Origin of the sequence: Chitinophaga sancti (assembly GCF_034424315.1) — a bacterium.
Lineage (GTDB): Bacteria > Bacteroidota > Bacteroidia > Chitinophagales > Chitinophagaceae > Chitinophaga > Chitinophaga sancti.
In genome coordinates, this window is the sequence record NZ_CP139972.1 from 7,501,397 (window position 1) to 7,526,428 (window position 25,032).

The 25,032-nt window shown below is 44.8% G+C and carries 28 protein-coding genes; 14 read left to right on the forward strand and 14 right to left on the reverse strand.

Annotated elements, in window-relative coordinates; all coding sequences use genetic code 11:
• Positions 1-2 precede the first annotated feature (2 nt).
• Positions 3-1,706 (forward strand): arylsulfatase, encoded by a 1,704-nt coding sequence (locus U0033_RS29575; protein ID WP_083571557.1) that lies wholly within the window; start codon positions 3-5, stop codon positions 1,704-1,706.
• 107 nt (positions 1,707-1,813) lie between these two features.
• Here U0033_RS29575 and U0033_RS29580 read toward each other — a convergent pair whose 3' ends face one another.
• A complete protein-coding gene (locus tag U0033_RS29580) occupies positions 1,814-2,560 on the reverse strand; it encodes a DUF92 domain-containing protein (protein ID WP_245801779.1) in 747 nt (248 codons plus the stop codon).
• 54 nt (positions 2,561-2,614) lie between these two features.
• On the opposite strand from U0033_RS29580, the gene U0033_RS29585 reads away from it, so the two are divergent.
• The 3 genes from U0033_RS29585 to U0033_RS29595 all read left to right on the forward strand — a co-directional run bounded on the left by U0033_RS29585 (position 2,615) and on the right by U0033_RS29595 (position 5,317).
• A complete protein-coding gene (locus U0033_RS29585; RefSeq protein WP_072362114.1) occupies positions 2,615-3,289 on the forward strand; it encodes a GNAT family N-acetyltransferase in 675 nt (224 codons plus the stop codon).
• 77 nt (positions 3,290-3,366) lie between these two features.
• Positions 3,367-4,245, forward strand: coding sequence for a helix-turn-helix domain-containing protein (locus U0033_RS29590; RefSeq protein WP_083571558.1), 879 nt, complete (start codon positions 3,367-3,369; stop codon positions 4,243-4,245).
• Positions 4,246-4,315: 70 nt separating this feature from the next.
• Complete coding sequence (locus U0033_RS29595; RefSeq protein WP_072362116.1) at positions 4,316-5,317, forward strand: aldo/keto reductase; 1,002 nt, start codon at positions 4,316-4,318, stop codon at positions 5,315-5,317.
• Here the strand turns inward: U0033_RS29595 and U0033_RS29600 are convergent.
• Together U0033_RS29600 and U0033_RS29605 are read right to left on the reverse strand one after the other, a co-directional pair.
• Positions 5,314-6,096, reverse strand: coding sequence for a class I SAM-dependent methyltransferase (locus U0033_RS29600; RefSeq protein ID WP_072362118.1), 783 nt, complete (start codon positions 6,094-6,096; stop codon positions 5,314-5,316). The two genes, U0033_RS29595 and U0033_RS29600, sit on opposite strands and share 4 nt — an antisense overlap.
• Before the next feature lie 3 nt (positions 6,097-6,099).
• A complete protein-coding gene (locus tag U0033_RS29605; protein ID WP_072362120.1) occupies positions 6,100-6,828 on the reverse strand; it encodes an MBL fold metallo-hydrolase in 729 nt (242 codons plus the stop codon).
• Between the two features lie 96 nt (positions 6,829-6,924).
• Between U0033_RS29605 and U0033_RS29610 the strand changes: the two genes are divergently transcribed.
• Positions 6,925-7,287, forward strand: coding sequence for a winged helix-turn-helix transcriptional regulator (locus tag U0033_RS29610; protein ID WP_072362122.1), 363 nt, complete (start codon positions 6,925-6,927; stop codon positions 7,285-7,287).
• Here U0033_RS29610 and U0033_RS29615 read toward each other — a convergent pair.
• The 4 genes from U0033_RS29615 to U0033_RS29630 form a co-directional block, all read right to left on the reverse strand.
• Positions 7,277-8,632, reverse strand: a complete 1,356-nt coding sequence (locus U0033_RS29615) for an APC family permease (protein WP_072362124.1) — start codon at positions 8,630-8,632, stop codon at positions 7,277-7,279. The two genes, U0033_RS29610 and U0033_RS29615, sit on opposite strands and share 11 nt — an antisense overlap.
• A gap of 73 nt (positions 8,633-8,705) precedes the next feature.
• Entirely contained in the window at positions 8,706-10,163 is a 1,458-nt protein-coding gene (locus U0033_RS29620) for a cryptochrome/photolyase family protein (RefSeq protein ID WP_072362126.1), read from the reverse strand.
• A 4-nt stretch (positions 10,164-10,167) separates the two neighbouring features.
• Positions 10,168-10,362, reverse strand: coding sequence for a hypothetical protein (locus U0033_RS29625; protein ID WP_072362128.1), 195 nt, complete (start codon positions 10,360-10,362; stop codon positions 10,168-10,170).
• Positions 10,363-10,556: 194 nt separating this feature from the next.
• Positions 10,557-11,951: a glycine-rich domain-containing protein gene (locus tag U0033_RS29630; protein ID WP_143150741.1), complete on the reverse strand. Its 1,395-nt coding sequence runs from the start codon at positions 11,949-11,951 to the stop codon at positions 10,557-10,559.
• A gap of 208 nt (positions 11,952-12,159) precedes the next feature.
• Between U0033_RS29630 and U0033_RS29635 the strand changes: the two genes are divergently transcribed.
• The 3 genes from U0033_RS29635 (at position 12,160) to U0033_RS29645 (ending at position 14,033) form a co-directional block, all read left to right on the forward strand.
• The gene (locus U0033_RS29635; protein ID WP_143150742.1) at positions 12,160-13,035 is read left to right on the forward strand and encodes a toxin-antitoxin system YwqK family antitoxin; all 876 of its coding nucleotides are present in this window, start codon (positions 12,160-12,162) and stop codon (positions 13,033-13,035) included.
• A gap of 132 nt (positions 13,036-13,167) precedes the next feature.
• On the forward strand, positions 13,168-13,596 hold the full coding sequence (locus U0033_RS29640; protein ID WP_072362134.1) for a MarR family winged helix-turn-helix transcriptional regulator: 429 nt from the start codon (positions 13,168-13,170) through the stop codon (positions 13,594-13,596).
• An 11-nt stretch (positions 13,597-13,607) separates the two neighbouring features.
• The gene (locus tag U0033_RS29645) at positions 13,608-14,033 is read left to right on the forward strand and encodes an organic hydroperoxide resistance protein (protein ID WP_072362136.1); all 426 of its coding nucleotides are present in this window, start codon (positions 13,608-13,610) and stop codon (positions 14,031-14,033) included.
• A 103-nt stretch (positions 14,034-14,136) separates the two neighbouring features.
• Here the strand turns inward: U0033_RS29645 and U0033_RS29650 are convergent, their stop codons facing one another.
• Positions 14,137-15,492, reverse strand: a complete 1,356-nt coding sequence (locus U0033_RS29650) for a hypothetical protein (RefSeq protein WP_072362138.1) — start codon at positions 15,490-15,492, stop codon at positions 14,137-14,139.
• A 216-nt stretch (positions 15,493-15,708) separates the two neighbouring features.
• On the opposite strand from U0033_RS29650, the gene U0033_RS29655 reads away from it, so the two are divergent.
• Positions 15,709-16,941, forward strand: coding sequence for a cation:proton antiporter (locus U0033_RS29655; RefSeq protein ID WP_072362140.1), 1,233 nt, complete (start codon positions 15,709-15,711; stop codon positions 16,939-16,941).
• Here the strand turns inward: U0033_RS29655 and U0033_RS29660 are convergent.
• The 6 genes from U0033_RS29660 to U0033_RS29685 form a co-directional block, all read right to left on the reverse strand.
• The gene (locus U0033_RS29660) at positions 16,855-17,400 is read right to left on the reverse strand and encodes a phosphatase domain-containing putative toxin (RefSeq protein ID WP_072362142.1); all 546 of its coding nucleotides are present in this window, start codon (positions 17,398-17,400) and stop codon (positions 16,855-16,857) included. The genes U0033_RS29655 and U0033_RS29660 overlap by 87 nt on opposite strands.
• A 339-nt stretch (positions 17,401-17,739) precedes the next feature.
• A complete protein-coding gene (locus tag U0033_RS29665; RefSeq protein ID WP_072362144.1) occupies positions 17,740-18,141 on the reverse strand; it encodes a hypothetical protein in 402 nt (133 codons plus the stop codon).
• The gene (locus U0033_RS29670) at positions 18,138-18,581 is read right to left on the reverse strand and encodes an Lrp/AsnC family transcriptional regulator (protein WP_072362146.1); all 444 of its coding nucleotides are present in this window, start codon (positions 18,579-18,581) and stop codon (positions 18,138-18,140) included. The genes U0033_RS29665 and U0033_RS29670 overlap by 4 nt, the downstream gene beginning before the upstream one ends.
• A gap of 101 nt (positions 18,582-18,682) precedes the next feature.
• Entirely contained in the window at positions 18,683-19,600 is a 918-nt protein-coding gene (locus tag U0033_RS29675; RefSeq protein ID WP_072362148.1) for an NAD-dependent epimerase/dehydratase family protein, read from the reverse strand.
• Positions 19,601-19,657: 57 nt separating this feature from the next.
• Positions 19,658-20,245 (reverse strand): Crp/Fnr family transcriptional regulator, encoded by a 588-nt coding sequence (locus U0033_RS29680; protein WP_143150743.1) that lies wholly within the window; start codon positions 20,243-20,245, stop codon positions 19,658-19,660.
• Between the two features lie 163 nt (positions 20,246-20,408).
• On the reverse strand, positions 20,409-21,317 hold the full coding sequence (locus tag U0033_RS29685) for a helix-turn-helix transcriptional regulator (RefSeq protein WP_072362152.1): 909 nt from the start codon (positions 21,315-21,317) through the stop codon (positions 20,409-20,411).
• A 94-nt stretch (positions 21,318-21,411) separates the two neighbouring features.
• Between U0033_RS29685 and U0033_RS29690 the strand changes: the two genes are divergently transcribed.
• From U0033_RS29690 to U0033_RS29710, 5 genes are all read left to right on the forward strand, one after another.
• A complete protein-coding gene (locus U0033_RS29690) occupies positions 21,412-21,588 on the forward strand; it encodes a hypothetical protein (protein WP_177318613.1) in 177 nt (58 codons plus the stop codon).
• The gene (locus tag U0033_RS29695) at positions 21,585-22,763 is read left to right on the forward strand and encodes an MFS transporter (protein ID WP_072362154.1); all 1,179 of its coding nucleotides are present in this window, start codon (positions 21,585-21,587) and stop codon (positions 22,761-22,763) included. Before U0033_RS29690 ends, U0033_RS29695 begins: the two co-directional genes overlap by 4 nt.
• Positions 22,729-23,487 (forward strand): NAD-dependent epimerase/dehydratase family protein, encoded by a 759-nt coding sequence (locus U0033_RS29700; protein WP_072362156.1) that lies wholly within the window; start codon positions 22,729-22,731, stop codon positions 23,485-23,487. The genes U0033_RS29695 and U0033_RS29700 overlap by 35 nt, the downstream gene beginning before the upstream one ends.
• Positions 23,488-23,642: 155 nt before the next feature.
• Positions 23,643-23,822, forward strand: a complete 180-nt coding sequence (locus U0033_RS29705; RefSeq protein WP_072362158.1) for a chryseobasin-related MNIO class RiPP peptide — start codon at positions 23,643-23,645, stop codon at positions 23,820-23,822.
• A gap of 24 nt (positions 23,823-23,846) precedes the next feature.
• Positions 23,847-24,965, forward strand: coding sequence for a multinuclear nonheme iron-dependent oxidase (locus U0033_RS29710; protein WP_072362160.1), 1,119 nt, complete (start codon positions 23,847-23,849; stop codon positions 24,963-24,965).
• The last annotated feature ends 67 nt before the right edge of the window (positions 24,966-25,032 follow it).

A 25,032-nucleotide genomic window follows, 5' to 3' on the forward strand; every position in this document is an offset into this window, starting at 1 on the left:
GTATGCATAGAAAAAAGTTAATCTTTGGTGCTGCGACTGTTTGTGCAGGAGCAATGCTGTTGTTTACTTTGGGGGGCTTTAAGAAGGCTACCCCTCCCGGCAAAAAGACAAGGCCGAATATTGTAGTGATCCTGGCTGATGATATGGGTTTCTCGGATCTGGGTTGTTATGGTGGTGAAATCAATACACCGAATATCAACTACCTCGCGGAGAACGGTATCAGGTATACGCAGTTTTATAATACTTCACGTTGTTGTCCTACCAGGGCCTCGTTGCTAACGGGTTTATACAATCACCAGGCAGGGATCGGCAAGATGACGGATGCGGAAGATGAGCCAGGCTACCAGGGGCATATTACTGAGCATGCGGTTACCCTGGCAGAGGTGCTGAAATCAGCAGGCTACCATACAGCGATGTCTGGTAAATGGCATGTAGCCAATACGAATGGTCAGCCTGATCCGAAGGAGCAACTAAGCTGGCTGAATCACCATACTACTTATCCAGCATTTTCACCTATTGAACAGTATCCTACCAGCAGAGGGTTTGAGAAATTCTTTGGCACCATCTGGGGAGTAGTGGATTTCTATGATCCATTCAGCCTGGTGAGTGGTACTACCCCCATCAAAGAAGTACCCTGGAACTACTATCATACCGATGCTATTGCAGATACTGCAGTAGCGTATATCAGAGGGTATGCAAATGATGATCAGCCATTCTTCCTGTATGTAGCAGAGAATGCGCCGCACTGGCCATTGCATGCATTGCCGGAGGATATTGCGAAGTATAAGGATACTTATAAAGGCGGATGGGAAGCAATCCGCGAAGCCCGTTATAAAAAAATGGTGAAGCTGGGCCTGATCGATGCTGCCACCACAAAATTATCTCCGCGGTTTAAAGATGAGCAGAGCTGGGAATCTAATCCGGATAAGGAATGGGATGCTGCGGCAATGGCTACACATGCCGCCATGATTGACAGGATGGATCAGGGCATTGGCAGGATCATCAAAGCCCTGAAAGAAACGAATCAGCTGGATAATACTTTGATTGTGTTCCTGAGTGATAATGGTGCGAGTGCGGAAATCTGTAATCACTATGGTCCAGGTTTTGACAGGCCGAATGAAACGCGGGATGGCAGGAAGATTGAGTATGCTGATAAGAAGGCAATGCCGGGTCCGGAAACAACGTATTACAGCATTGGTCCGCGTTGGGCGAATGTTGCCAATACCCCTTACCGCTATTGGAAAGCAGAATCATTTGAAGGCGGTATTCATACGCCCATGATCGCTTACTGGCCGAAAGGGATCACCGTAAAGAAGGGTGCTTATAGCAAACAGGTAGGGCATGTGATGGACTTTATGAATACTTTCATTGAGCTGGCTGGTGCAAAGTATCCGGCTAACTATAATGGTCATACGATCCGGCAAAGTAGCGGTGTGAGCCTGGTGCCTTCATTTAAAGGAAAAGTTGTGACAGGGCATGAGGAATTGTTCAACGAGCATTTTGGTGCGCGATATGCAAGAGTAGGCAATTGGAAATTGGTGTCCATGAGTAATGACAGTACCTGGCATTTGTTTAACCTGGCGGAGGATAAGAGCGAGGTGTATGACCTGGCAGCGCAGGAGCCAATGAAGGTGAAAGAGCTGGAAGGCTTGTGGAGAGAGTGGGCGGCAACGCATGGCGTGTTCCCGAAGCCAAAGAAGGAATAACATATTGGGCGGCTGACTAAAAAGTAAAATGGAGGCGCTGAGAATTGCGTAAAAGCCATTTCGTCTTCATCACCCACCCGGGAGGGGGTACCCTTTTTAGTCAGCTCTTAATACAGTAGTAATGCCATCAATGCTCCTGTTAGTGTATTCAAAAAGTTCACGGCATTGTTCCCCATGATGCCCTTCCTTTCTAAGGTAGCGCCCAGTATTGAATCAATGATATTTCCGCCCACACCAGCTACCGTAATGATCCACAAACTCCGGTTCCACATATAGATCATAGCAATGATAAAGGCACCTGCGGCTCCTATGAGTGTACCCTCAATACTGATCACCCCATCCAATCCTTTTTCTTCTTTTTTGAATGTCAGGATATTAAAAGTTCGCTTTCCATATACCATCCCCAGCTCAGAAGATAAAGTATCTGCAAGTGCAGCTGCCAGTGAACCCGCAATCATTAGAGTATACAATTCAGTATGATTATAATCGATCATGGCAAAGACTGCTAATATCGCTGCTACACCTCCATTCGCAAATACCTGGAATGCATCTCTTTGCTCACCATGAGCTTTTCCTTTCAATGCACGACCATGCCGCGTGGCCAACACAGACAATACAAAGAATGTGAATAACTGTAACTCTCCTACATACCCCGCACCGGCAAAAATGAGCCAGCCCACTACAATAGCCGCCAGGGCTGCTGCCGGTGTCAGTTTCTTTGAAAGAATACACAGCAGCGCTACAATAGTGAGCGCAGAGAGTATAATTATGTTGTTAAATAATGATGGAAACAGCATAGCACACAAAGGTAGCGCATTCTTGTCGCTACCGGGGCTCCAGCTTAAATCCGGCAAATTTAATTTTGATGCAGCCTTTTTTTATGGCACAGAATTTACGGCAGAACTATTATGACAATTTTAGATAACCCTGTCTGGCATGCATTGCAGACAGTGCACCGCGCATTTGCACAAGGCTCGTCGACAGCACAACGTTACCAGGCCGGTGTTTTACAATTAATGGGTGCCGCAGATATGAAAGCTGCGCCATTCAATGAACTCAGCGACTGGTTGCAGGTGGGAGAGAAATTATATACGGTAGGAGATGTACCTGTGCTGCCTGCTAACTGGCAATATATAAAACAGTATGATTGCCTGCAGATGGTATGTGATACGAAAGCAAATGTGCCACAGCCTGACGTGGTTAAATTGGAAAATGCAAACCTGGCTGACATGTTGACATTGGTCAATCTTGTGCAACCCGGTTTTTTTTATGCGCAGACACCTTTGCTGGGTGATTATTTCGGCATTTTTCAGTCAGGCCGCCTGGTAGCCATGGCTGGTGAGCGTATGCGCATAGATGGGTACACAGAAGTAAGTGCCGTGGTCACACACCCTGACTTTACCGGCAGAGGTTATGCACAGCAACTGGTTGCACAGGTGGTGGCAAAAAACCTGGACAAAGGTGTATTACCTTTCCTCCATGTGAATGCGGCGAATGAGCGGGCGGTGAAGGTGTATGAAAAATTAGGATTCAGGACCCGGAGAGGGGTGGCTTTTAGCCAGTTTGAATTGATGTCAAAATGAAACTTCCCCGGTTTTGCTGATCTGAAAAAAGAACATTCAGTTATATACGATTTCCTTTGAAATGTGTAATTTTGGGTATGGCACAGTCAAATTATGAGTTACTGAGATTTGAGCAGATCGGCGGCGCTTTCCGGGTAGCCGCTACAGGAGAGAACAATTGCACCTTATCCTCCTACAACAGGCGTGATTTCTACAAGATCTCCCTGATCCTTTCGGGTGGAGGGGAGTTGTTTTACGCTAACAGGAACATCCGGTTTGACCAGCCCGCGCTGATCTTTACTAATCCCATGGTGCCTTATAGCTGGGCAGATAACCCGGAGGCAGAGGTAAGCGGCTATTTTTGTGTATTCACAGAATCCTTCTTACTGGAAGGTGGCAGGATGGAAAGCCTGAAAGATTCCGGTTTATTCAAACCGGGCGGGGATCCCCTTTATTTACTGAACCCTGTGCAAACAGCATACCTGAAAGGAATTTTCCTGCGCATGCGGGAGGAAATAGACAGTGAGTACATTTATAAACACGAATTGATCCGTAACCAGGTACAACTCATTATCCACGAGGCCATTAAGATGGAACCGGCAGTGGCCTATGCGGCGCCTAAAAATGCTGCCAGCAGGATCACCCAGTTGTTCCTGACCCTGCTGGAAAAGCAGTTCCCGGTAGATCCTCCCCAGTTCACCCTACAATTTAAGAAAGCAGGGGAGTATGCTGACCAGCTGGCAGTGCATGTAAATCACCTGAATGCTGCTGTGCAGGAGATAACGGGCAAATCGACCACCACCCATATTAATGAACGCATCCTGGCAGAGGCGAAGTCCTTGTTAAGGCATACAGATATGCCCGTGGCGGATATTGCCTTCAGCCTGGGATTTGAATACGCTTCCTATTTTAATAGTTTTTTCAGGAAGCATGCAGGGATCACCCCGCTGGCTGCCCGCAAGGAGGTGAAACTTTAAATTAATCCTTTGAAAAGTATAATTTCCAACCAACGCCCCGTCCTACTTTTGTAACCATAAAACAAATAATATGGCAATCAAAAGAGTAAAATTAGGCAGCCAGGGCCTGGAAGTTCCGGTAGAAGGGCTGGGTTGTATGGGAATGACTGCTATTGGTGGGAATGACATCTATGGTAAGGCTGACGAAACGGAAGCGATCGCCACTATTCACCGCGCACTGGAACTGGGTATTAACTGGCTGGATACCGCAGATGCTTATGGTCCATTATTAAATGAAAGATTAGTTGCAAAGGCGATCAAAGGCAACCGTGAAAAATACACCATCGCTACTAAATTCGGTTTCTACATCGATGAGAACGAACATATGGAATGGAGCGTGATCAACGGCCGTCCTGAATATGTACGTAAGGCTGTGGAACGTTCTCTTCAAAACCTCGGCACAGATTATATAGACCTTTATTACTTACATCGTGCAGATCCCGCTGTACCTATCGAGGATACAGTAGGTGCCATGAGTGATCTTGTCAAAGAAGGAAAAGTAAAATACCTCGGTCTTTCCGAAGTATCTCCTGAAACCCTCCGTAAAGCCCACGCTGTACATCCTATTACTGCATTACAGACCGAATATTCTCTCTTTGAAAGAGAGGCGGAGACCAATGGGGTATTGGATACTATCAGGGAATTAGGGGTTGGTTTTGTGGCTTATTCACCATTGGGCAGAGGCTTCATTACCGGGGAGTTAAAAAGTCCGGACGATTTCCCGGCTGATGATTTCAGGAGGTACATTCCCCGTTTCCAGGGAGAGAACTTTTACAAAAACCTGGAGTTGGTGAAAGCGATCCAACACCTTGCCGCTGCAAAGGGTCTGACTCCTTCACAGCTGGCAATGGCATGGGTATTTTCGAAAGGCGTAACCGCCATTCCGGGTACAAAACGTGTTAAATATATAGCGCAAAATGCCGCTGCTGCGGAAGTGACATTGTCACCAGCAGAGATTTCACAACTGGAATCTTATGGTGTTGCGGTTGGCAACAGGTACGATTCGCACAGTATGAATATGCTGAATATCTAAAAAGTGGCATGCGTCGCCTTCAGGTACAGGCGCATGCTCTTTGCTTCTTTTTTCGCCCAGGTGTCATATTCTTCGATGGCCTGTAGTCTGTCTGCTTCGGTGATGTAGCCATCAGCTACCAGTTGATGCCCCCTTGTTTCTGCTACTTTTTTCCAGAGGCTGATGTGGGTATCGAATCCTTCCATACCCCGTTCAAAATATTCGTCATGCTGTTCTACGGTCATTTTCAAAGCCTTTATATATACGAGGTCAATGATATGATCTGCGATAGCATTGTCCATGCCTGCATCTGCGCGCCATTTCAGAAAGGCTGCATAAAAGTCCAGCATAGACTGTGGTGGTGCGGGATCCCATTGAATAACCTCATGATTGTAATCGAGTACGCAAAGCAGGCCTTTGGGCTTGAGCAGGGAGATCATTTTCTTAATTACGTCCTGTGGATTGGCGATCCATTGGAGGGTGCGGGCTGTGGTGATGATATCGAATTTCTCATCCGTTTGATAGTCCAGGATATCACCTGCTACAAAGGTGACGTTACCGGGGTTTTCTTTTGCCAATGCAATGAGTTCTTCACTTCTGTCTATACCCGTTACTTTACCGGCATATTTTGCAATGCCTTTTGTAATGGTGCCACTGCCACAACCTACGTCCAGAACGGAATGTTCGGGTTTCAAAACTGATAAGAGGTTGGCGTTGGCATTTTCTATGGTTCGTGTATCAAGTACGGCGGCTGTGCCCTGTGGCATGGCGGCACGTTCATAAGAGGTGGAAATTTTCATGTTTTAAATATAAACAAATTCTCCGTCATCCGGTACCCGTACATTTTGATCGGGAAAAGCAGTTCTTATCTGTTCACGGCTTTGCCTGGAATGGTTGACAGCTTCGAGATGTACAATGATCAATTGTGCCGCCGGTGCATAATCGCGTACTTTCCTTATGTCATCAATACTCATTACGATAGGATCACCTTTTACAAACTGTGCAGCACCTCCATTGAGTACGATATGTTTGGGCTGGTATTTATCAATGGCATTTTTTACATCCTCACACCAGATGGTATCTCCTGCTATATAGAGGTCATTGATCACATAGCCCGATACTCTGCCCATCAGGTTACCTATTTCACCGGTGCCATGCTGGCCGCTGGTTCTGCTGATGGTGATACCTTGCCATGTAATTTCATCTGCCACCGGGGTGACATTTGTAAACCCTGCCTCCCGGATCTTATCTTCATCGCCTGCCTGGCAAAAGAGGGGAATATCCTTTGGCAGCAACGCTACCGCCACGGAATCCCAATGATCATTATGTAAATGTGTCAATAACACCGCATCGATTGTTTTTATTAATTCCTGCGGATTTACCGGTAGGTCTACCAGTGGATTACGCAATCCGTTATCAGTCATGATAATTGTATCATAAGCACCTTTTGGCCCCAGCATGGGATCAATCAGTATTTGTTTGTCATTTACAGTCAGTACCTGGGTCGCATTGCGCAGCAATTGTAACTTCATTGTAATTCATTTAATTTTGACAATACGAAGGTCAGCGGAATTTGTAAAAAACGAATGAAGTTGACAGAAAGGTAACCAGTATACTTTTTTGTAACCATGAATTACACAGCGTTTAAACATTGCGGATTGAATGTGGCCCTGGAGGTCTTGTCGGGGAAATGGAAACCGATTATCCTGTTTCATTTATTTCACCAGCAGGAGATCCGGTTTACGGATCTGTGGCGCAATATTCCAAAGGTAGCCAAGAAGGTGTTGTTGGAACACCTGAAGCAAATGGAGGCCGATGGATTGATCATTCGTGAGGAAAGACAGGTCTTCCCGCCTGAAGTATATTACCGCATTTCGGAAAAAGGAAAGGCCCTGGGTCCGGCACTGGCAGCATTGGAAAGCTGGGCCAATGAACATGCGGCTGCACAGGTGCAGGAATTAAAAGATAAAAAAAGGGTGGCTAACGGATAAATCTGGTAAGTATTGAATAGGTATAAGGGAGCACCTTTGTATAAGTTTTCAGGTAATAGATAATCATTCCCAGTAGGGTAACTCCCAGGCCTGCCAGCATCATGCTGCGACCAGTTGAAATGAAGATACCGATCCAGATCAGGATCGCCAGTATTACAGGTATTGGATACAGTGGCATTTTCCATTTCATAAAATCCCGGCCCTTGCGCTTGCTCAGTGCCAGTAAACCAATGGCCTGCCCGATGAACTGGATCATGATCCGCATGGCCAGTATGGCACTGATCACCTCTTTGAGTTTAAATAGCATACTGAATCCAAAGGCAACTGCACCGAGTACCAGCAGGGAGACATAAGGGAAGTTCTTGGTAGGATGTAATTTTGCAAAGACCTTGAAGAAGGCCCCGTCTTTTGCAGCTGCATAAGGAATACGGCTATACCCCAGTGTCGCAGAAAACACAGATGCAAACGCGATCCAGAGGATCAGGATAGTAGCAATCATCGCGGTTTTAGGACCGGCTATCTGCTGGATGAATTCACTGATCACGAACTGGCTTTGCTCGATTTGTGCTAAGGGTAACACGGAAGCCACGCTGATATTCATACAGAGATACAATACTGCTATCCCCGCAATAGAGATGAACATACTGCGTGGAATATTCTTTTGTGGCGCAATGATCTCACCACCAAGGTGACAAACATTGTAATAGCCCAGGTAACTATACACTGATTTCACACTGGCGGCACCCAATGCTGCGGCAAAGGCCATATTCAGTTCGAAACCATCATTGATATGCTTGATAGGTTCTAAGAAATGACCCTGTGCCACACCACCACTGATAATCCAGATCATAGTCACGACTACGCCTACCCAGAGTGCGACACTGATCTTGCCGATGGTTTCGATATTTCTATATAAGAGGAATACAATGAGGATGATGACCATGCCGCTGACCGCTTTGGTTTCCCAGAAGCCAAGAGGGTACAGGTACATGGTATATTGTGCAAAGCCAATGGCGGCAGAAGCGATGACCAGGGGTGCCTGGATCATGGTTTGCCATACAAAGAGAAAACTCATCAGTTTGCCGGTTTTAGGCCCAAAGCTTTCTTTGAGGAAATTGTAACTACCGCCGGCTTCGGGGAAGGTGGTACCGAGTTCGCTCCATACCATGGCATCGATGAAGGAGAGGAGGGCGCCGGCAATCCAGGCGTAGAGGAACCAGGGGCCGTGCATAATTTCGGCGACTACGCTGAGTACAACGAAAGGACCGATGCCGACCATGTCGGTCATATTGATGGCTGTTGCTTGCAGTAAGGTAAGGTGACGGGAGAGTTGAGATTGACTCATATATACGTAAAAGTAAAGATTTTCTCTTACTTTTTGTAGTGGGGGCTTAATCAGTATGGGAGCCTAAAGTTTACTATTTTCCTGTGGGTTGTAATTCTTCACAGATACGGGCCAGGTATTCCTCTGCCACTTCCATATAATGCCTTTGCTTTGCGGGTGCTATCTTCAACATAGACAGGCGAGGATTATGTTTTATCAGTTCATGGTGTACATGCAGGAAACGCCAGAACAGCGCATCCCAGATTTCACACCATGGCCCCCGCTTATAATCACTCATTTTCAGGATATAATTGGAGGAAGAAATATATGGCTTGGTACTCATCATACCGCCATCTGCAAACTGGCTCATGCCATATACATTCGGCACCATTACCCAATCATACGAATCAATGAAATACTCCATAAACCACTGGTATACCTCGTTCGGGTCAAACTCACAAAGCAGCATAAAATTCCCCAGCACCATCAGCCTTTCAATATGATGTACGTAAGCATTTTCCAGCAGGCTATGAATGATATTATCGATTGGGGGAATGCCCGTTTCACCTGTATAAAAGCAGCTGGGAATTTTACGGGTAAACCCGAAGAAGTTCATCGTACGTTGCTTTGATCCTTCTTTGATATACACGGCTCTCATAAATTCACGCCAGCCAATCACCTGCCTGATAAAACCTTCCAGGGCATTGAGGGGTATACGATGCCGGCTGCCAAAACGGATCGTTTTTTGAATGATCGTTTGGGGAGAGAGTAAACCGATATTAAGAGAAGAAGAGAGTATGGAATGAAACAGGTAATGTTCCCTCTTCACAATTGCATCCTGGTATGCCCCAAAGTGAGATAATTTCTCTTTGAGGAAAAAGATCAGCATCCGTTCTGCCTGCCGGTGTGTAACCGGGTAATTGAATTGGGTAATTTTTCCCCTGTTGTGCCCAAAGTGTTTTTGTACATAGTGCTGTGCCACCTCGAAATGATCATAATGAAAGATGGGCAAAGAGGGGATTGCCACATTGGCTGGCATTTTCTTCCTGTTCTCTGTATCAAAACTCCATTTACCGCCTGCAGGGCGATTTCCATTCATGAGCAATTGCAGGCGCTTCCTTTCAGATTTGTAATAGGAAGCCATGAAGTACTTATTGCCTTGTTCGAAGTAGGAGAGGTCGCCAATGAAATTGGGAGAAGGATAGCGGTTTAACCTGATCTGGTGTCGCCTGGCACAACGTTGTATTCTCCTTTCCAGCAGGTAGTCTGTAGTATCTGCATAGTGAATGGTGGTAACATGGTGCGCGGCCAGGTATTCGAATAAATGATGTGTTTGGGCCCGTTGATCCTGTGCCTCGATATAATGTACTACATGCCCGCCAGCTTTGAGCCTGCTGGCATAGTACTGCATAGATGCCCTGTGCAGCAGTATCTTTTGCAGGTGAAAGTTGTACTGGTTAAAGTACAGATCGTCTTCCACCACATATACATGCGGTGGAAAGTGGCAATAGTGCTTATATAACTGGTGCGGATATATGAGGCCAACTTCCATGTGCTCAGGAAGGACGGTCTTTCGTATTTCTGATCAGCCCCATACCTGAGAAAAAGAATACCATACCCAGCAGTGCGTAGATGACAATCATCTTTACGCTCCTGGTGCCGCCGCCGGCATTTACAAAGTTAACCGCGGCCATTACTAATCCAAGGGCGCCTAATATGGTGAATACAACGCCCAGTACGCGCTTTTCCATAACGATTGAGTTTTTACTATGGAAGATTACAAATAATATGCCGCTGCGGCTGGCACGTGTACTGTTGAATGCGCCGGATTTATTATTTTTATAAGATGAGGGGTTTTAACCAGATAAAGGCCGCCGTATTCAGTTTTCAGCCACTCGACTTTTCCACAGGCTGGTGCAGGTGATCATTCATCGCGGCAGTGTTGTTAATCACCACCGCAACCACCACATCCTCCACCGCAGCCACCCCCACTACTGCAGCCGCTACTGTCACCGGAGGTACAGCTACTACCGCCATTGTTATGAGGAAATACTTCCCTGTCTCCATGGCGGTACATTTCGGTAATGGTCGCACCAAATGCTGCCGTGAGTAAGGCGGCATCAGTGAAGTGCCGGATGGTATCAGGTCCTTTTAATGCATAGAGCATGGGGATTTCATCTGTCCTGTAGGTTTTAACAGCCTGGTCAAAAATTACTTTCTTCCTGTCAGACATTATGCGGATAGCAAACCAGTAAATGACGGTGGCAAAGAGCATTTCAAAAATGAGCAAACCAAAAGGGCGGCCATTCACTGCACCCTGTATGCATCTTGCAATACTTACCAGCATAATGAGTGCATAAGGTATCCAGTAGATCTTCGTGCCTGTGAATATAAACTTTTCCAATGCCTGTAAGCCGGGGTGTATTGTTTTACCGGGATCATACCATTTGTCTGCAATCCGGGTATAAGGTATGTCCTGGTTATCAGGTTCTTTTTCCCATCCCCCCATCAGCGGATTGTCTTCAGCAGGTAATGCATGATAGCCTGAATCCCTTCTTTTGATCTGGAAATTACCGGATGGATTCAGTGCCAGCAGGTCTCTGTTAAGAAGATTGATAATGGCTGCCTGCACGGCCCTGTTTTTACCAAACAGGAAGGCGGCTAGCTGGTAAGGATTGGCATCCGGAGGAAGGTAGCGAATGGCAATCTGTTCATAATCTTTTTCACGATAATACTGATAGAGCATGGTGATGATCAGGATTGCAGCTGTAAAGATCGGGAAGAAGAAAAGGAAGTGCCGGCCACTGAGCAGGTAAGGAATGGGCTGGCGAAAGCTGGTGAGATTGATGATGAAGGGGATACAGAAAATCCAGGCAGCGTTTTTGTAAAAGGAGGGGTGGATGGGCGGTAATTTTGGTGCCTTAATGCCGGGTGGTGGCCAGATATCATCAGGCGGATCGCTGTCAAAAAAGTTCCTGTATTGCGCCAGGGTTTCTTTATACCATTCCTGGTGTTTATGGTTTTCTGCATCACCACCGGTAGAAGGAATGTGGTGGAGTTCTCTGCCTAAGGTATCGCGGCAAAAATCTTCCCAATAAGAGCGTGTATACGTGAGGTGCAGGTGCCATACTTCATCTACGATCCGGGAAGGAGAGGCGCCTTTGTCGAGCACGCAACAGAGAAAAACAAAGCGTTTGTATTCCTGGATGGCTCTTTGGGTGAAGCGATTAGTCCAGCGTTGTTCTTTGGCAAGTCGGGCAGAGAAGGGGATGGTTGCTGCCCCGTCATCGATTGGGAATTGTTCGATTTTTTCCCACAGGGTTAATTGTGTTGCATTCATAATTGCACTGTAAGATAGGGGATTTTTTTTTGAAGCCGTATTTACTTGTATGAATTCCTTATTACCAAAATTGTACAATAGATCTATGTCTGGCAATGCAAACTTGTACCTGGCTAACTTGGGTAGTTGAGGTTCATTCGTAATTGAATATTAAGTTAATAATAAAATTAACATATGCCTTATTATTAATTATTTATATATTTACGGAATGAATTACTCCCTAACCTATTTAAAGCTGACTTTTTGTGGTCTGGTTTTATGTGCTTATATATCAAATGGTTATGCGCAACAGTATAAGTCATTAGATGGGTCTACTCTAATTAGAAAGGAGAAAGAGAGGAGTCGTGTAAAGATGATTACGGTATTAAACAGGGATAGTTCTACCTTAAAAGAGGGGTATTATGTAACGGAATGGCCAGATCAGAGCCGTTTTTATTTCTATGTGGATAACAATGGAGCCCTGGACAGAACTGCCAGGAAAATATTCAGCAATGAACAGTCATTCCTGATGATTACCATGGAGTTGCGCGATAACAAGTTGAACGGAAAGCGCCAGGTATTTGATAATAAGATCATGATCTCTGAGGCGGATTTCAGGGAAGGGTATATTCAAAAAGAAAAAGTATTTAAAAACAGAGCCCTGATCAGGGAGAACTTTTATACCCCGGATGGGAGTTTAGACAGCACAAGAGAATATGAGCAGGGTACCCTTGAATATACTTACAAAGAATTGGGGAATGGTGCTAACCTGCGCAGAAGTTTCTTTCCCGATGGTAAACTACAGGAGTGGAAACAGGTAGACCTGATGCAGAAAGTGATGTTGACAAGGGAGTTTGATCCGAATGGCCGCTTATTGCAGGAAGAGTATGTAAAAGGAAAGGATTCTGTGATCACAAGGAAATTCTATCCGAATGGGCTGGTGAGTACGGTGCATGAAATAGGGCAGAGCCAGGGATATGTGAAGGAATTCGATGAAAAGGGGAAACTGATCAGTGAGAAAATAGTAGAGCATGCAGCAATTGCTGTGGCACCGATAGAGATGAAAATGGCATCAGATAATAAAGGAATGACGACTGAACAATAAATAGAATTATATACAAATGAAAAAGCGCTTTTGCATCCGGCAAAGGCGCTTTTTTGTTTTTAAGGGTATGCTTAAATATTATTTGGAAATTAATTGTGCACAATTTAATTTTGCTAAATCAAACGAGAAGATATGAGTTTGCTGAAACTGGAAAACCAGGTTTGTTTTCCGCTCTACGCGGCTTCCAGGCAGATCACTGCATTATACCGTCCATTGCTGGAAGAGCTGGGGCTTACTTATCCACAGTACCTGGTGATGATGGTACTATGGGAGCATAGTGTGATGACCGTAAAAGAACTGGGTGAGCTACTGTTTTTGGATAGTGGTACCCTGACTCCTTTGCTGAAAAGACTGGAAGAAAAAGGACTGGTGAAGCGGGCAAGGGATGAGCAGGATGAGCGCGTAGTAAATATCGCCCTGACAGCGCCAGGTAAAAAAATGGAAAAAAGTGCAGAGAAAATACCAGCACAGCTGGCATGTGAAATGGATATGAGTGAAAAGGAACTAAAGCAGCTGCGTACCACGCTGCATAAATTATTACAAAAAGTAGGACACATATAAAATATTAAATCATGGAACAAGCTTTGTATTCAACAGAAGTAACTGTAACTGGTGGTAGAAATGGTCATGTTAAATCAACTGATGGATTGCTGGAACTGGATGTGAGGATCCCCAAGGAAATGGGTGGTCAGGGTGGTGCCACCAATCCTGAACAATTGTTTGCAGCTGGCTATGCCGCTTGCTTTGACAGTGCGTTGAATCTTATGATCAGGAATACAAAAGTACAGACAGGTACTACGACTGTTACTGCGAAAGTTGGATTGAAGAAAGAAGGAGTAGGCTTTGCTCTGTTTGTGGATTTGAGTGTGAACATCCCGGGTGTGGAAGTAGAGCAGGCAAAGGAACTGGTGGAAAGGGCGCATGAAGTTTGTCCTTATTCCAATGCAACAAGAGGTAATATCAATGTCACATTCAATGTCACTGCTGAAGGTGAATAAAACAGGAAGAGGCTGTGTCGGACTTATGATACAGCCTCTTTTCTTTGAAAAAGGTTTTCATTACCGTTGGTGAATTCCCTCTTTCATGAATGTTTTTATTATATTAAACCCCGGAAGTGGGTGCCGGTAATTCGGCTGCATCTGATGGTGCTAATTCCGGGTGGAAGATTTCTATCCAGAAAAAGTAAGCCAGTACGGTAGCAAGCGTTAATGAGCTTACGTACCTTCCTGCTGACGCCAGCACAAGAACTTGCGCAAGTGAGCCCAGGCAACCAAAAACAATAAGACTGACCACAGCATTCTTACCCCTGTCCAGGAAGAAAAAGTTGACCAGCTTTGCAAACGTGAGCAGGACTATCATGCCCGTAGCAGGAGAGGTTTCAATGCGCGTATTCTCATAAGCACCGTATAAGTCTCCAATGGCAAATAATACACCGATCCCGATAAGATAATTCCTGATAGCCGTATCATGATTTGCCGTGTAGAACAGGGCATTTTCACTTTTGGTATTGTGTACTGGTTGCTTTTTGGAAAAACTGATCCACGCGAAAATATTTGCAACAGGAATAAAATGCAGCAGGTACATCCAGCCATTATGATTGGCAATGGTGTTCATCCTGCTGATAACGATATTCCTGAGAAGGTTGGCGCTGATATAGAAGATGCTAATCTCCACCATGAAGGTCACAGCATTAGTGAGTACGAAGGAGGAGTGTAAATTGCTGAAACCTGTGTAATAGTGGTTTCCCTGTGAAAGAGTCTTCAGCAGGCTGACTGACTGAAAGATCATCGTCCAGCAGGAAATGGCTACCAATGGAAAAAGGAACTGGTATTCCTTGCTGCTGATCACCTGTATTTTAGAATTTAGGATCTCTTTATAATCCTTGTTGTTGAAAAAGTTTTCAGCAAGGTAGATCCAGCCGTAGATCAGGAATGGCAGGCAAAAGTCGGCGAGCATATTCAGGAGACTAAAAGCTTCGAAGCGGATGTAACCCAGTGGATTTACCGGCACATCAGACAGATAGGTGATGAAAAGACCTGCAACTAAACCGGTCTGCCAAAAATTCTTTTCCCCGGAGATATAGCATACGTATATTACCTGCAGGCATCCCCATAGGATCATGATCATCGCTGTATCAATGATTGGGGGCAGGAATGGAAGCAGTGAATAGAAAAGCAGTTTGATTTTCAGGTTTAAGACAAAAAGCGGAATTATGATGAGAACCGCCTTTTTGTATGCTTTGCGGATGAGGGGTGCCCAGCCATAAGCAACTGACCATTTCAATGTGGTGATAAGGAAAGAAAGGGAAAAGGCATCCTGATGTACGGTCCTGAAGTGATAGTAATCTTCTTCGTAGAAGCAGGGAATAATTCCTAAAACAACAAGGATAATACCCGGTATCCAAAGGCTTTTTAAGGTAAGTCTTTGGTGGTTTGTAAAGTAAGTTGATAGTTCCATAGATAGGTAGGGTTGGTAAATAGGGTAAAAGAATAAATGGCGTCCTATAGTAAATGTATGAAATAATTTATATGTATGAAGGCGCGTGATTTATACTAAACCAGTTTACTTCTATTTTGAGGGAAAGCAAATAGATAAACCGGCAGGGGCTTTCAGAACACTACTGGTAGTCAAAGGAGTTTTTCGTATATTGATTGCTTACCAAAGAACAACTGAATGGATACATTTACAATCATTGCGGCCTTGATCACTATCAGTGCGTTGATTTCCTATTTAAATCTCAGGTTCATCAAACTGCCGGGTGCGATCGGTGTGATGTTTGTCTCTATCCTGCTCTCGATCTTTATATTGGTGACAGGTAAGGCTTTTCCTACAGCATTTAATTTTATCCGGGAGCTGACCCGCAGCATTGATTTTACAAAAACGCTGCTGGATATAATGTTGGCCTTCCTCTTATTTGCCAGTGCATTTCATTTTGAGTATAAGAAATTACGGGAGCAGAAGCGGCCGGTATTGGTACTGAGTACGATTGGTGTGGTCGGCTCTACAATCATTTTTGGATTGCTGCTGGATATTACGACAACATTGCTGGGCATAGATCTGCCATTAGTATACTGTTTCCTTTTTGGCGCATTAATTTCGCCTACAGACCCGGTAGCTGTGATGTCTGTATTGAAGAAGTCAAGAATTCCTTCATCGCTGGAGACGATCATTTCAGGAGAGTCGCTGCTGAATGATGGGGTAGGGCTGATTCTCTTCGTAACTATTGGCGAAGTAGCTGCACAGGAAGCTACATTCTCTATGTCGCATGCCCTGGAATTGTTTGCCAAAGAAGTATTTGGTGGTCTGGCGCTGGGTACGGCGACAGCTGTCGTGACAGGTTTTCTGACTAAGAAAATCCAGGAATTCCAGACAGCAGTACTGGTATCTATATCCATGGTGATGATGATTTCTATAATGGGTGGATTATTGCACGTATCTATACCACTGGCGGCAGTAGCAGCTGGTTTGATCCTGGGGAGTTCTTCTATTGGCGCTAAGAGCAATAAGGAATTGCAGGATTACCTGCACCGCTTCTGGGAGCTGATTGATGAGTTGCTGAATATCATCCTGTTTGTAATGATCGGTTTACAGATTGTCGTCTTGCCGTTTATCGGGCATTACTGGTTTATTGGTCTGGTAGCGGTATTGTTTGTGCTGATAGCGAGAGGGGTGAGTATTGCAGTACCTTCTATGATTATGAGAAGGTCGCTGAAGACGAATTTCAACAATACGGCTATCCTGGTATGGGCGGGACTGAGAGGGGGGATCTCTGTAGCATTGGCACTGTCATTGCCGGAATCACCTTATAAAAAGCTGATCTTATCTGCCAGTTATATTATCGTTGTCTTCTCTGTGATTGTGCAGGGCTTGACGTTGAATAGGGTGGTGAACAGGTTTGTGAAATAGTTTCTCCCTGTCTATGAGCCATTGAAATTGTTCTGCTGTATCAGGAACTTTTAAGCCACGAATCGCGCTGATATGGGAGATGATTTCAATGGCTTTTTTATTGTTAAGCAGTAAACATGCTGCAATAATAGATGAGCGCCCAATGCCCATGCGACAGTGAATTACAATTTTGGAAGTTTGTTGTGACAAGCTGTAAATGAACGCTTCTGTTTGCCTGCTTTTGGGAGGAAGTGATCTGTCGGGAATAGGGAAATTGATGAATTGGATGCTATGTTTTTTGCAAAGTTCTTGTTCCTGTCTTAAACCTAATTCAGCTACTTCCTGTTGTTCAAGTAAAGACACGATGATGTTAACACCTTGTTTGCTGAAAGCAATAATTTCATCTTCTAACCATTCATTGCCGCGAGGTCTTGCCATGATGCCGATGTTTTCGGCAATCCAATAAATTTTTGTTGACATTCAAAATAAATTATAATGAGTATTGTTAGCCCCCGGAACTGCTTCAGTACAGCACCTTACGACATGTTCATAAGATGCTGCACCGATAAAAAAATGCAGTTTCGTTTGTATAACCTGTGTACGAACCACAGAAGTGCCAGTACCAGATTCACTGATAACAGTTACTGGAACTCATTTCATAATTACTATTTATGAAATGAGTTCTATTACAGATTGCGTGCATTGAACCAACCAGTATGAGTGGTTAATTGGACGCAGATACAAACAAATCAGGAAAAAGAATGGCGCGTAAACGGTATATGAAAGTTATATTAGTATGTAGTGGGATGGAGATAACGACTAAGCTTTATCCGGTGCCCGCCAGTGTTGCCTGGCTTCTTTACTCATCAGGTATTCGGTACTATAAAACCCGGAGATGTATTCCTTTTGCAGAAACGGTTGTTTTAGCAAATCTGTTAGCACTGCTTCCGTAAAGGTAGTGATTCCATTGGTAATAATGTAATGTGCAATCGTACTGGTGTAGAACAGGGTAATCGTTTCATGATAGCCTGATTCATCTGTGTTTTGACCACCTACGCTTTCGTTATACTTTTTAATGCCATTGCTGATTTTTGCGATGGCCTGGGGTAGTGGATATTTCACACAATACCAGAGCGCCATCACGAAATGGTTTTCATGTGTCCACGCCGCTTTCGGCAATGTACAGTTTTCAAATTGCTCAATCAGCTTCATCAGCTTCATATTTTGGCGTTTATTTCTTCTTTATAACTACTAAGAATAATCGTCGTGCTTGTGCGCGTAATCCCCTTTATCGCCTTTATTTTGCCTACTAGCAGCTGTTCCAGTGCTGTTGTATCCTGCACCAGTACTTTCAGCAGCAGGTCGCTATCTCCGGCCACATGGTGGCATTCCATCACTTCTTCCATCGCAATCAGCTGATCTTTTACGGGCGTATTTTTTGTATGGTCGATCCATACGTTGATATAGGCCATGAGATGTAGCGACAGCTGCTCCCGGTTCACTTTGATGGTATAGCGATCAACAATCCCTGAACGGTCGAGTTTTCGCAATCTCTCTGTCACCGCCGGCAGGGAAAGATTGATCTTCCTGGCAATGTCCGCACCCGTGATCCGGGAGTTTTTGATGAGCAGCCTGAGTATTTTGCTATCGTAGTTATCCATGGCTTATAATTGTAGAACAAAGATAGCAAAGGCTTTATTTAATTTTGCGATCAGGGGATTATTAGAGCAGGTATTAGTTATAAGATAAATATGGCTTAATATTAGCTGGCCAGGCTGGCTGGAATTCCTACTGCGTAAGTTGTCGGCTTGAAATTAAAGCGTTTATTAAACTTACTGCTGTCGAAGATATAATCCCGGTCGTACTGGTAAGACATTTCCCTTATTTCTTTCACAACAGGAATAAAGATGCCCATCAGCCCCATTACAAACTTTGAAAGGATATAATACTTTGGTTTTACTTCCATCAGGGCAGCTACTCTCTCAATAAACTCTTTTCCGGTTAGTTTTTCATCAGAAGTAGGTAAGTGCCAGACTTCTCCGTAAGCGTCAGCGGTATTGCCCAGGATAGCCGTGCCTTTTGCGGCATCCGGGGTATAGGTGAAGGTGTGTGTTTTATGTGCATCGCGCTGCCAGTAGGCGCTTTTGCCTTTCTTGAACTCTCCCTGTACCGTAATGGAGAGCATACCGTTTTTTACATCAGGTCCATAGAAATCGGCGCTCCTGGCGATCAGGGCTTTCAGACCTTGTTGTTGAATTGCCTGCATGATCATGTTGTGCAGTGCCGCTCTTACCTGGCCTTTTTTGCTGGGAGGCGCGATCCTTGAGCTTTCGGTCATGTGGGGAATTTCGCTTTCAGCGTACATATATACATTATCCAGGAATACCAGTTTCGCATGGTGTTTCAGGCAGGCATCGATCACATTTCTCATGATCACCGGCCAGTCGCGGCGCCATACCTTGATATTGTATTCCAGGCCTACAGTGAGGTATACCACTTCAGAGCCGGCTACTGCACGGTCTACATCTGTGGCCAGGGTCAGGTTGGCAGGGAAAAGTTCATCATCACCATTTACCTGTACAGGCTTGCGGGCCACCAGGCGGATCTTATCAGTATAAGCTTTCAGTTCTTTTGCCAGCGGGGTACCAATAGCACCACCAGATCCAAGTATTGTTTGCATATCAATTTGTTTTATGCAAATGTATCCCCGGCAGGACCTGAAAAATAATGATCCGGGTTAAGGTTTTTTAACCGGGATTAGCCTTTTTCTGATCCGGCTCAGGCTCTCGGGTGCAATACCCAGGTACTGAGCGATATAGCGCTGCGGAACGCGCTGCATAATTTCCGGCGTCTCTTCCAGGAGGTCCAGGAACTGTTTCTCCGGGCTGGAGGATAAGAGGGCTTTGGTGCGCCGGATGCTTGCCGCGGCAATACGTTCTATCAGCAGGTAAAAGAAGTCTGCCATGGCCCTGGATTCCTTCATTAAAGGCACCAGGTCTGAACAGGCAATGGTAAGCGTGGTGGTAGGAGTGAGGGTCTTAATGGTAGAAGAGGACACCGTCTTTTTAGAAAAACTCTCCAGGTCGGTGATGAATTCATTTTCGAAGGTAAAATTACAGGTACGCTCATTGCCAGCTTCATCTATGTAGAACTGGTGCAGGGCACCTTCTGTTACAAAGAATACCTCATGCGCCACCTCGCCTGCATGGAGTAAGGTTACATTCCGCTTGAAATGTTGTTCTTTGAAGTAAGAAAGAATGTAGGCGGCTTCATCATCCGGCATCACGACATCCTTCCTGAAGATCGAAATTAATTCGTTTGACATAAATTAGTATTTCCTGTATTCGTTTTCCGGTACCTGGTCAAAAACACGGGCGGGCACGCATTCAAGATAGCAAAAATATAGAAGGTTTTTACTGAATAAATGAGGGTGCTCATATACTACTTTTATTAGCGCAGGACATTTTGGGTTAAACATCATCATTCATTTACGACCGGCTATATTGCTTGGGTTTCATCCCGATATGCTCCTGAAACACCCTGGAAAAATGACTCAGGTTGGTAAATCCCAACTGATACCCTACATCCGATACTGACAGGCTGCCTTCTTTCAACAAAAATGCCGCTTTTTTCATTCTGCATTCCTGGTAATAACTAAAGATGCTATTCCCAAAGATCTGTTTAAATAAAGATTTCAATTTCGTCGGACTCATATTCGCCGCCACCGCAAGTTCATTGATCACCGGCGGCGTATCCAGGTGTTCCAGCATCTCTTCTTTTATCCTGTAAAGGGTTTGAATATCCCGGCTATTCAGTGCATACAAATGTTTCTCCTCTCTTTTTTCCAACTCCATCAATAAGCGGCACACCAGTTCTTCTGCCTTTATCCGCAGGAAAAACATTTTGAATGGATCCTTTACACCTGTCTTCACGATCTCATTGACGATTTCCTGCAATGAAGGATAGATCACCTGCTCAAAGAACAAAGGCTGGGTATTCTCCAGTAAACTTTGCAACACGGGCGATTTCTCCGACTGGTCAAACAAAGCGCTTAAATAATTTGAATCGACTTCTATATTGATGGTCGAGGTATGGGTATGTATAGGAATCACAGGACCCATGTTCATACTGGTGGTAGTAATCAATACAGCTGGTTGCTTTTCCGTTTCATCAAAGATATGCTGGAACTTAAAAAGGATCATGTTCCTGGGAGCATTGACCTCAGGGTTATCAATGACCATGTTTTCCTTCAGTTCATAATTCATGATCATCATCCGGATCTGTTCATTGAAGATATACCTGGTCACATATCCTTTACCAAATTGTTCGGGAATCTCCAGTTTTCTATCTTTTACAACAGTGCCAAATAAACGGGCGAGCACATGTAGCACATCCATATGGAAAGTCTGATACGACTATTTTTGTGTCAAAGGTAGCTATTTTGTCTCTGATGGATGCCGGAACTTTGTGGCGTAATCAAATCATAACACCATGAAAATAGCGATCCCCGGAGCAGGCTCCTTTGGCCTGACGATGGCCTCTTTGCGCCAGCAGCAGGGTATGGACATTGCCGTATACGAAAGAGACAAAGCCTCGCAGGCAAAGACCTGGCAAAATGGAGCGGCGACGCAGGAACCGGGATTTTCATTCAAAAAAAGATTTGAATGAACGTACGACTACTGATCCTTTTAGGGATAATTCTGATGAATGCTGTGGGAATGTCTGTGGTGCTGCCATTGTTGCCTTTCTTAGTAGGAAAGTATTTGCCGGTACAACAGGTAGCACTGGGTATGAGTGCCTTGATGTCAGTCTTTGCTGTGTGTACTTTTATTGCATCTCCTATATTAGGTGCATTGAGCGACCGCTATGGACGAAGAAAGATCCTCATCATCAGCTTACTGGGTTCTGTTACAGGCTATGTATTGTTTGGGATAGGCGGGGCCTTATGGATACTTTTCCTGGGGCGTATTATTGATGGCCTTACTGCCGGGAATATCAGTACCTTATTTGCCTACGTCTCTGATTCCACCAGCCCTGAAGAGCGTACGAAATGGTTTGGGTACATGGGCTCTGTAATGGGTGTGGGCTTATTAGCCGGACCTGCATTAGGTGGATTGTTAGGGGCTATTTCATGGTCATTGCCATTCTTTGTCACCGCTGGAATTATTTTTCTTTCATGCCTTGCTGTTTATTATTGGCTCCCTGAATCTTTACCTGCCCAAAAGCGGACTACACAATTGAGTATTGCCAGCCTGAATGTCTTTGCACATCTAAAAGGTTTTAAAGAGATCAGGATATTATTAATATTAGGTGTATTGTTTTATGCAGGGCTGGAAATCTTCCAGTTTAACTTCACCATTTTCCTGAAAGATATTTACAAATGGGGGCCAACTTATATTGGTGCTTTATTGACACTCGCTGGTGCCTGTGATATCGTGTCACGTGCTTTGTTACTGCCCTGCTTATTAAAGCGATTAAGTGAAAGAACCACAGCGAATATTGGATTGTTTGCATTAGCTACCGGGCTGGCGTTGATCATAGTCAGTGTGTTCCTGTCTTCTGTACTCGTCATTGCACTCGCTGTAATATGTATACTCGCTGGCGAAGGATTATTTGATCCCATTTACAATAGCAGGCTTTCCCAGTCAGTAGATGAAAGTGAGCAGGGAAAATTGCAAGGTGTCAATCAAAGTCTGCAGGCCTGTACGAGGGTATTGATTCCATTGGGTGCTGCTACTATTTATTATTATAGTCCGTCTGCATTATATGTGATGGCTACACTTATTATCATCTTATCAATTATTATCCATGAAAAAAGTTTTAGTCACCGGCGCCACCGGTAATGTAGGTAGCCGTTTTGTACCTCGCTTGTTAGCGAAGGGATATGAGGTGCGTATTTTAGTGCGCCAGGCCATTACAACTGCAGCGGAAATTGTGATCGGTGATTTAGATGATGCCAATACCTTGCCCGCTGCTGTAGCCGGTATGGATGCGGTTATTCACATTGCCGCTTCCTATAACCCGGCGCATGATACCAATTTATCAGGCACCTTATCTCTTGCCCATGCAGCCATTGCTGCAGGTGTGCAGCGATTTGTTTTTGTAAGCACGGCAAAGGTATACCGGCCTGATTATGGTCGTCCTGCCAGGGAAGATGATGTATTGGCTATACATGAAGACAATGCCTACTTTGCCGGTAAGGTGGCCACAGAGCAGGCATTGCTTTCTTTAAATATAGATACCCGTATACTGCGTTTAGGTTTTGTATATGGTGATGGCGATACGCATTTAGCAAGGATGAAAGGTCATTTTCATCCCGATGCAAAACTGCACATGGTGCATCACCTGGATGTAGCACAGGCATTGATACTGCTTTTAGAAAGGGATGGTCTGAATGGAGAAGTTTTCAACCTGGGAGATGATGCGCCTGTGAGTTTTCAGGAATTAGGATTGGCAACTCCTACTACTGAACCATTAAGGTATCCTTTTGAAGGGGTTATGGATACATCCAAACTTCGCAGCAGAACTGGTTTTAGATTGCTTGTTCCCCGTTATAAAAAGGAGTAGTTATTTCCCGGGGCGCCGTCAGGCTGCTCGTCGTGTTCTCTTCCCTGCTGTAACTTATTTTCAGTTGAACCGTTATACAAGCGACAACACCCACGATATATTCTGACTTGTAGCCGTAGCCGGGACATCAATTATCTCTTAAAAACACCCAAGGAATGAAGCTTTCCAAATCACTTCTTAGCGCCATTATGATCGGCATCGCCGTTCAGACAACCGTCGTTTCCTGCTCGAAAGACGAACAGGTAAAACCCAAAAAAGCAGATCAGGCAAACAAACAAAGTGAGTCTAAACCAGTTGACAACCCGGATAGTTGTCCTGCTTGTGGAATGGGTTGATTCACGTAAACTGATATTTAAACGGTGCCAAAGATACTCTCCGCTGTAGCCTGTAACCTGGATGCAAATATCCTCGCTGCCTGCCTTCCCCTGTTCGAAGAATCAAGGGTAGAAGCCATAGAATGGTCATTCGATGCCTTATATAAAGTGAAGGAAGTTCCTGGCTGGTTCAGGGAATTACTCAGCGCTTTCAGCGATGAAAATCGCCTGATCGGTCATGGCGTTTTCTTTTCGTTATTCTCAGGAAAATGGTTGCCTGAACAGGAGGCATGGTTGTCTCATTTACAACAAACGGCCACCGAGTTCTCCTTCGATCACATCACCGAGCATTTTGGATTCATGACCGGCGAGGATTTTCATCATGGTGCACCTTTAAATATCCCTTACTCAAGCTCCACGCTCAACATTGGTAAAGACAGGCTTAAAAGGATCTACCATGCCTGCGGGCGCCCTGTAGGGCTGGAAAACCTGGCCTTTTCCTATTCGCTTGACGAAGTAAAACGGCATGGCACCTTCCTGGAACAACTGCTTGAACCCGTCAACGGTTTTATTATCCTGGATCTGCATAACCTATTCTGCCAGTTGAAGAATTTCGATCTGGACTTTAATACCCTGATCAGTTTATATCCCCTGGATAAGGTGCGTGAGATCCACATCTCCGGCGGTAGCTGGGATGATTCTGCTGCCGCTCCTGATCGCAGTATCAGGAGAGATACGCATGATGAATCCGTGCCGCCGGAGGTATTTCAGCTGCTGGAAATGACAATTCCTCAATGCCCAAATCTGAAATATGTAGTGCTGGAACAATTAGGCAACGGCCTGCAATCAACAGCAAGCAAACAGGGTTTCTACAATGATTTCCTGCAGATGCAGGAGATCGCACAGCAACACAATTATAAAGAAGGCAATCCCTTTCTTCCATTAGAAAGCCTCCCCATTATAACAGGCGCCGCTATAGAAGACCTCCGCCTCTACCAGCAACAGCTGGAACTATCCGCTATCCTGGAAAATGCCGGTACCTATGCCGAAGCCATGCAGCAGCTGCAACAATCTTCCTTAGCCCATTCCGACTGGAAAATAGAAGAATGGGAACCTTATATGATAGAAACCGCTGTTAAAATTGCCCGGAAGTGGAAGAAATGATTATATCATTTTGAATTTAATGCAGGCCCATTCGAAATCTACTGCGATTTGGGCGTTTTTTAAATGG

What these genes read in the sequence shown, in the direction of transcription:
- U0033_RS29575 (WP_083571557.1), top strand. Translation starts at nt 3, where the DNA reads ATGCATAGAAAAAAGTTAATCTTTGGTGCTGCGACTGTTTGTGCAGGA.
- U0033_RS29585 (WP_072362114.1), top strand. Translation starts at nt 2,615, where the DNA reads ATGACAATTTTAGATAACCCTGTCTGGCATGCATTGCAGACAGTGCAC.
- U0033_RS29590 (WP_083571558.1), top strand. Translation starts at nt 3,367, where the DNA reads ATGGCACAGTCAAATTATGAGTTACTGAGATTTGAGCAGATCGGCGGC.
- U0033_RS29595 (WP_072362116.1), top strand. Translation starts at nt 4,316, where the DNA reads ATGGCAATCAAAAGAGTAAAATTAGGCAGCCAGGGCCTGGAAGTTCCG.
- U0033_RS29600 (WP_072362118.1), bottom strand. Translation starts at nt 6,096, where the DNA reads ATGAAAATTTCCACCTCTTATGAACGTGCCGCCATGCCACAGGGCACA.
- U0033_RS29605 (WP_072362120.1), bottom strand. Translation starts at nt 6,828, where the DNA reads ATGAAGTTACAATTGCTGCGCAATGCGACCCAGGTACTGACTGTAAAT.
- U0033_RS29610 (WP_072362122.1), top strand. Translation starts at nt 6,925, where the DNA reads ATGAATTACACAGCGTTTAAACATTGCGGATTGAATGTGGCCCTGGAG.
- U0033_RS29615 (WP_072362124.1), bottom strand. Translation starts at nt 8,632, where the DNA reads ATGAGTCAATCTCAACTCTCCCGTCACCTTACCTTACTGCAAGCAACA.
- U0033_RS29620 (WP_072362126.1), bottom strand. Translation starts at nt 10,163, where the DNA reads ATGGAAGTTGGCCTCATATATCCGCACCAGTTATATAAGCACTATTGC.
- U0033_RS29625 (WP_072362128.1), bottom strand. Translation starts at nt 10,362, where the DNA reads ATGGAAAAGCGCGTACTGGGCGTTGTATTCACCATATTAGGCGCCCTT.
- U0033_RS29630 (WP_143150741.1), bottom strand. Translation starts at nt 11,951, where the DNA reads ATGAATGCAACACAATTAACCCTGTGGGAAAAAATCGAACAATTCCCA.
- U0033_RS29635 (WP_143150742.1), top strand. Translation starts at nt 12,160, where the DNA reads ATGAATTACTCCCTAACCTATTTAAAGCTGACTTTTTGTGGTCTGGTT.
- U0033_RS29640 (WP_072362134.1), top strand. Translation starts at nt 13,168, where the DNA reads ATGAGTTTGCTGAAACTGGAAAACCAGGTTTGTTTTCCGCTCTACGCG.
- U0033_RS29645 (WP_072362136.1), top strand. Translation starts at nt 13,608, where the DNA reads ATGGAACAAGCTTTGTATTCAACAGAAGTAACTGTAACTGGTGGTAGA.
- U0033_RS29650 (WP_072362138.1), bottom strand. Translation starts at nt 15,492, where the DNA reads ATGGAACTATCAACTTACTTTACAAACCACCAAAGACTTACCTTAAAA.
- U0033_RS29655 (WP_072362140.1), top strand. Translation starts at nt 15,709, where the DNA reads ATGGATACATTTACAATCATTGCGGCCTTGATCACTATCAGTGCGTTG.
- U0033_RS29660 (WP_072362142.1), bottom strand. Translation starts at nt 17,400, where the DNA reads ATGTCAACAAAAATTTATTGGATTGCCGAAAACATCGGCATCATGGCA.
- U0033_RS29665 (WP_072362144.1), bottom strand. Translation starts at nt 18,141, where the DNA reads ATGAAGCTGATGAAGCTGATTGAGCAATTTGAAAACTGTACATTGCCG.
- U0033_RS29670 (WP_072362146.1), bottom strand. Translation starts at nt 18,581, where the DNA reads ATGGATAACTACGATAGCAAAATACTCAGGCTGCTCATCAAAAACTCC.
- U0033_RS29675 (WP_072362148.1), bottom strand. Translation starts at nt 19,600, where the DNA reads ATGCAAACAATACTTGGATCTGGTGGTGCTATTGGTACCCCGCTGGCA.
- U0033_RS29680 (WP_143150743.1), bottom strand. Translation starts at nt 20,245, where the DNA reads ATGTCAAACGAATTAATTTCGATCTTCAGGAAGGATGTCGTGATGCCG.
- U0033_RS29685 (WP_072362152.1), bottom strand. Translation starts at nt 21,317, where the DNA reads ATGGATGTGCTACATGTGCTCGCCCGTTTATTTGGCACTGTTGTAAAA.
- U0033_RS29690 (WP_177318613.1), top strand. Translation starts at nt 21,412, where the DNA reads ATGAAAATAGCGATCCCCGGAGCAGGCTCCTTTGGCCTGACGATGGCC.
- U0033_RS29695 (WP_072362154.1), top strand. Translation starts at nt 21,585, where the DNA reads ATGAACGTACGACTACTGATCCTTTTAGGGATAATTCTGATGAATGCT.
- U0033_RS29700 (WP_072362156.1), top strand. Translation starts at nt 22,729, where the DNA reads ATGAAAAAAGTTTTAGTCACCGGCGCCACCGGTAATGTAGGTAGCCGT.
- U0033_RS29705 (WP_072362158.1), top strand. Translation starts at nt 23,643, where the DNA reads ATGAAGCTTTCCAAATCACTTCTTAGCGCCATTATGATCGGCATCGCC.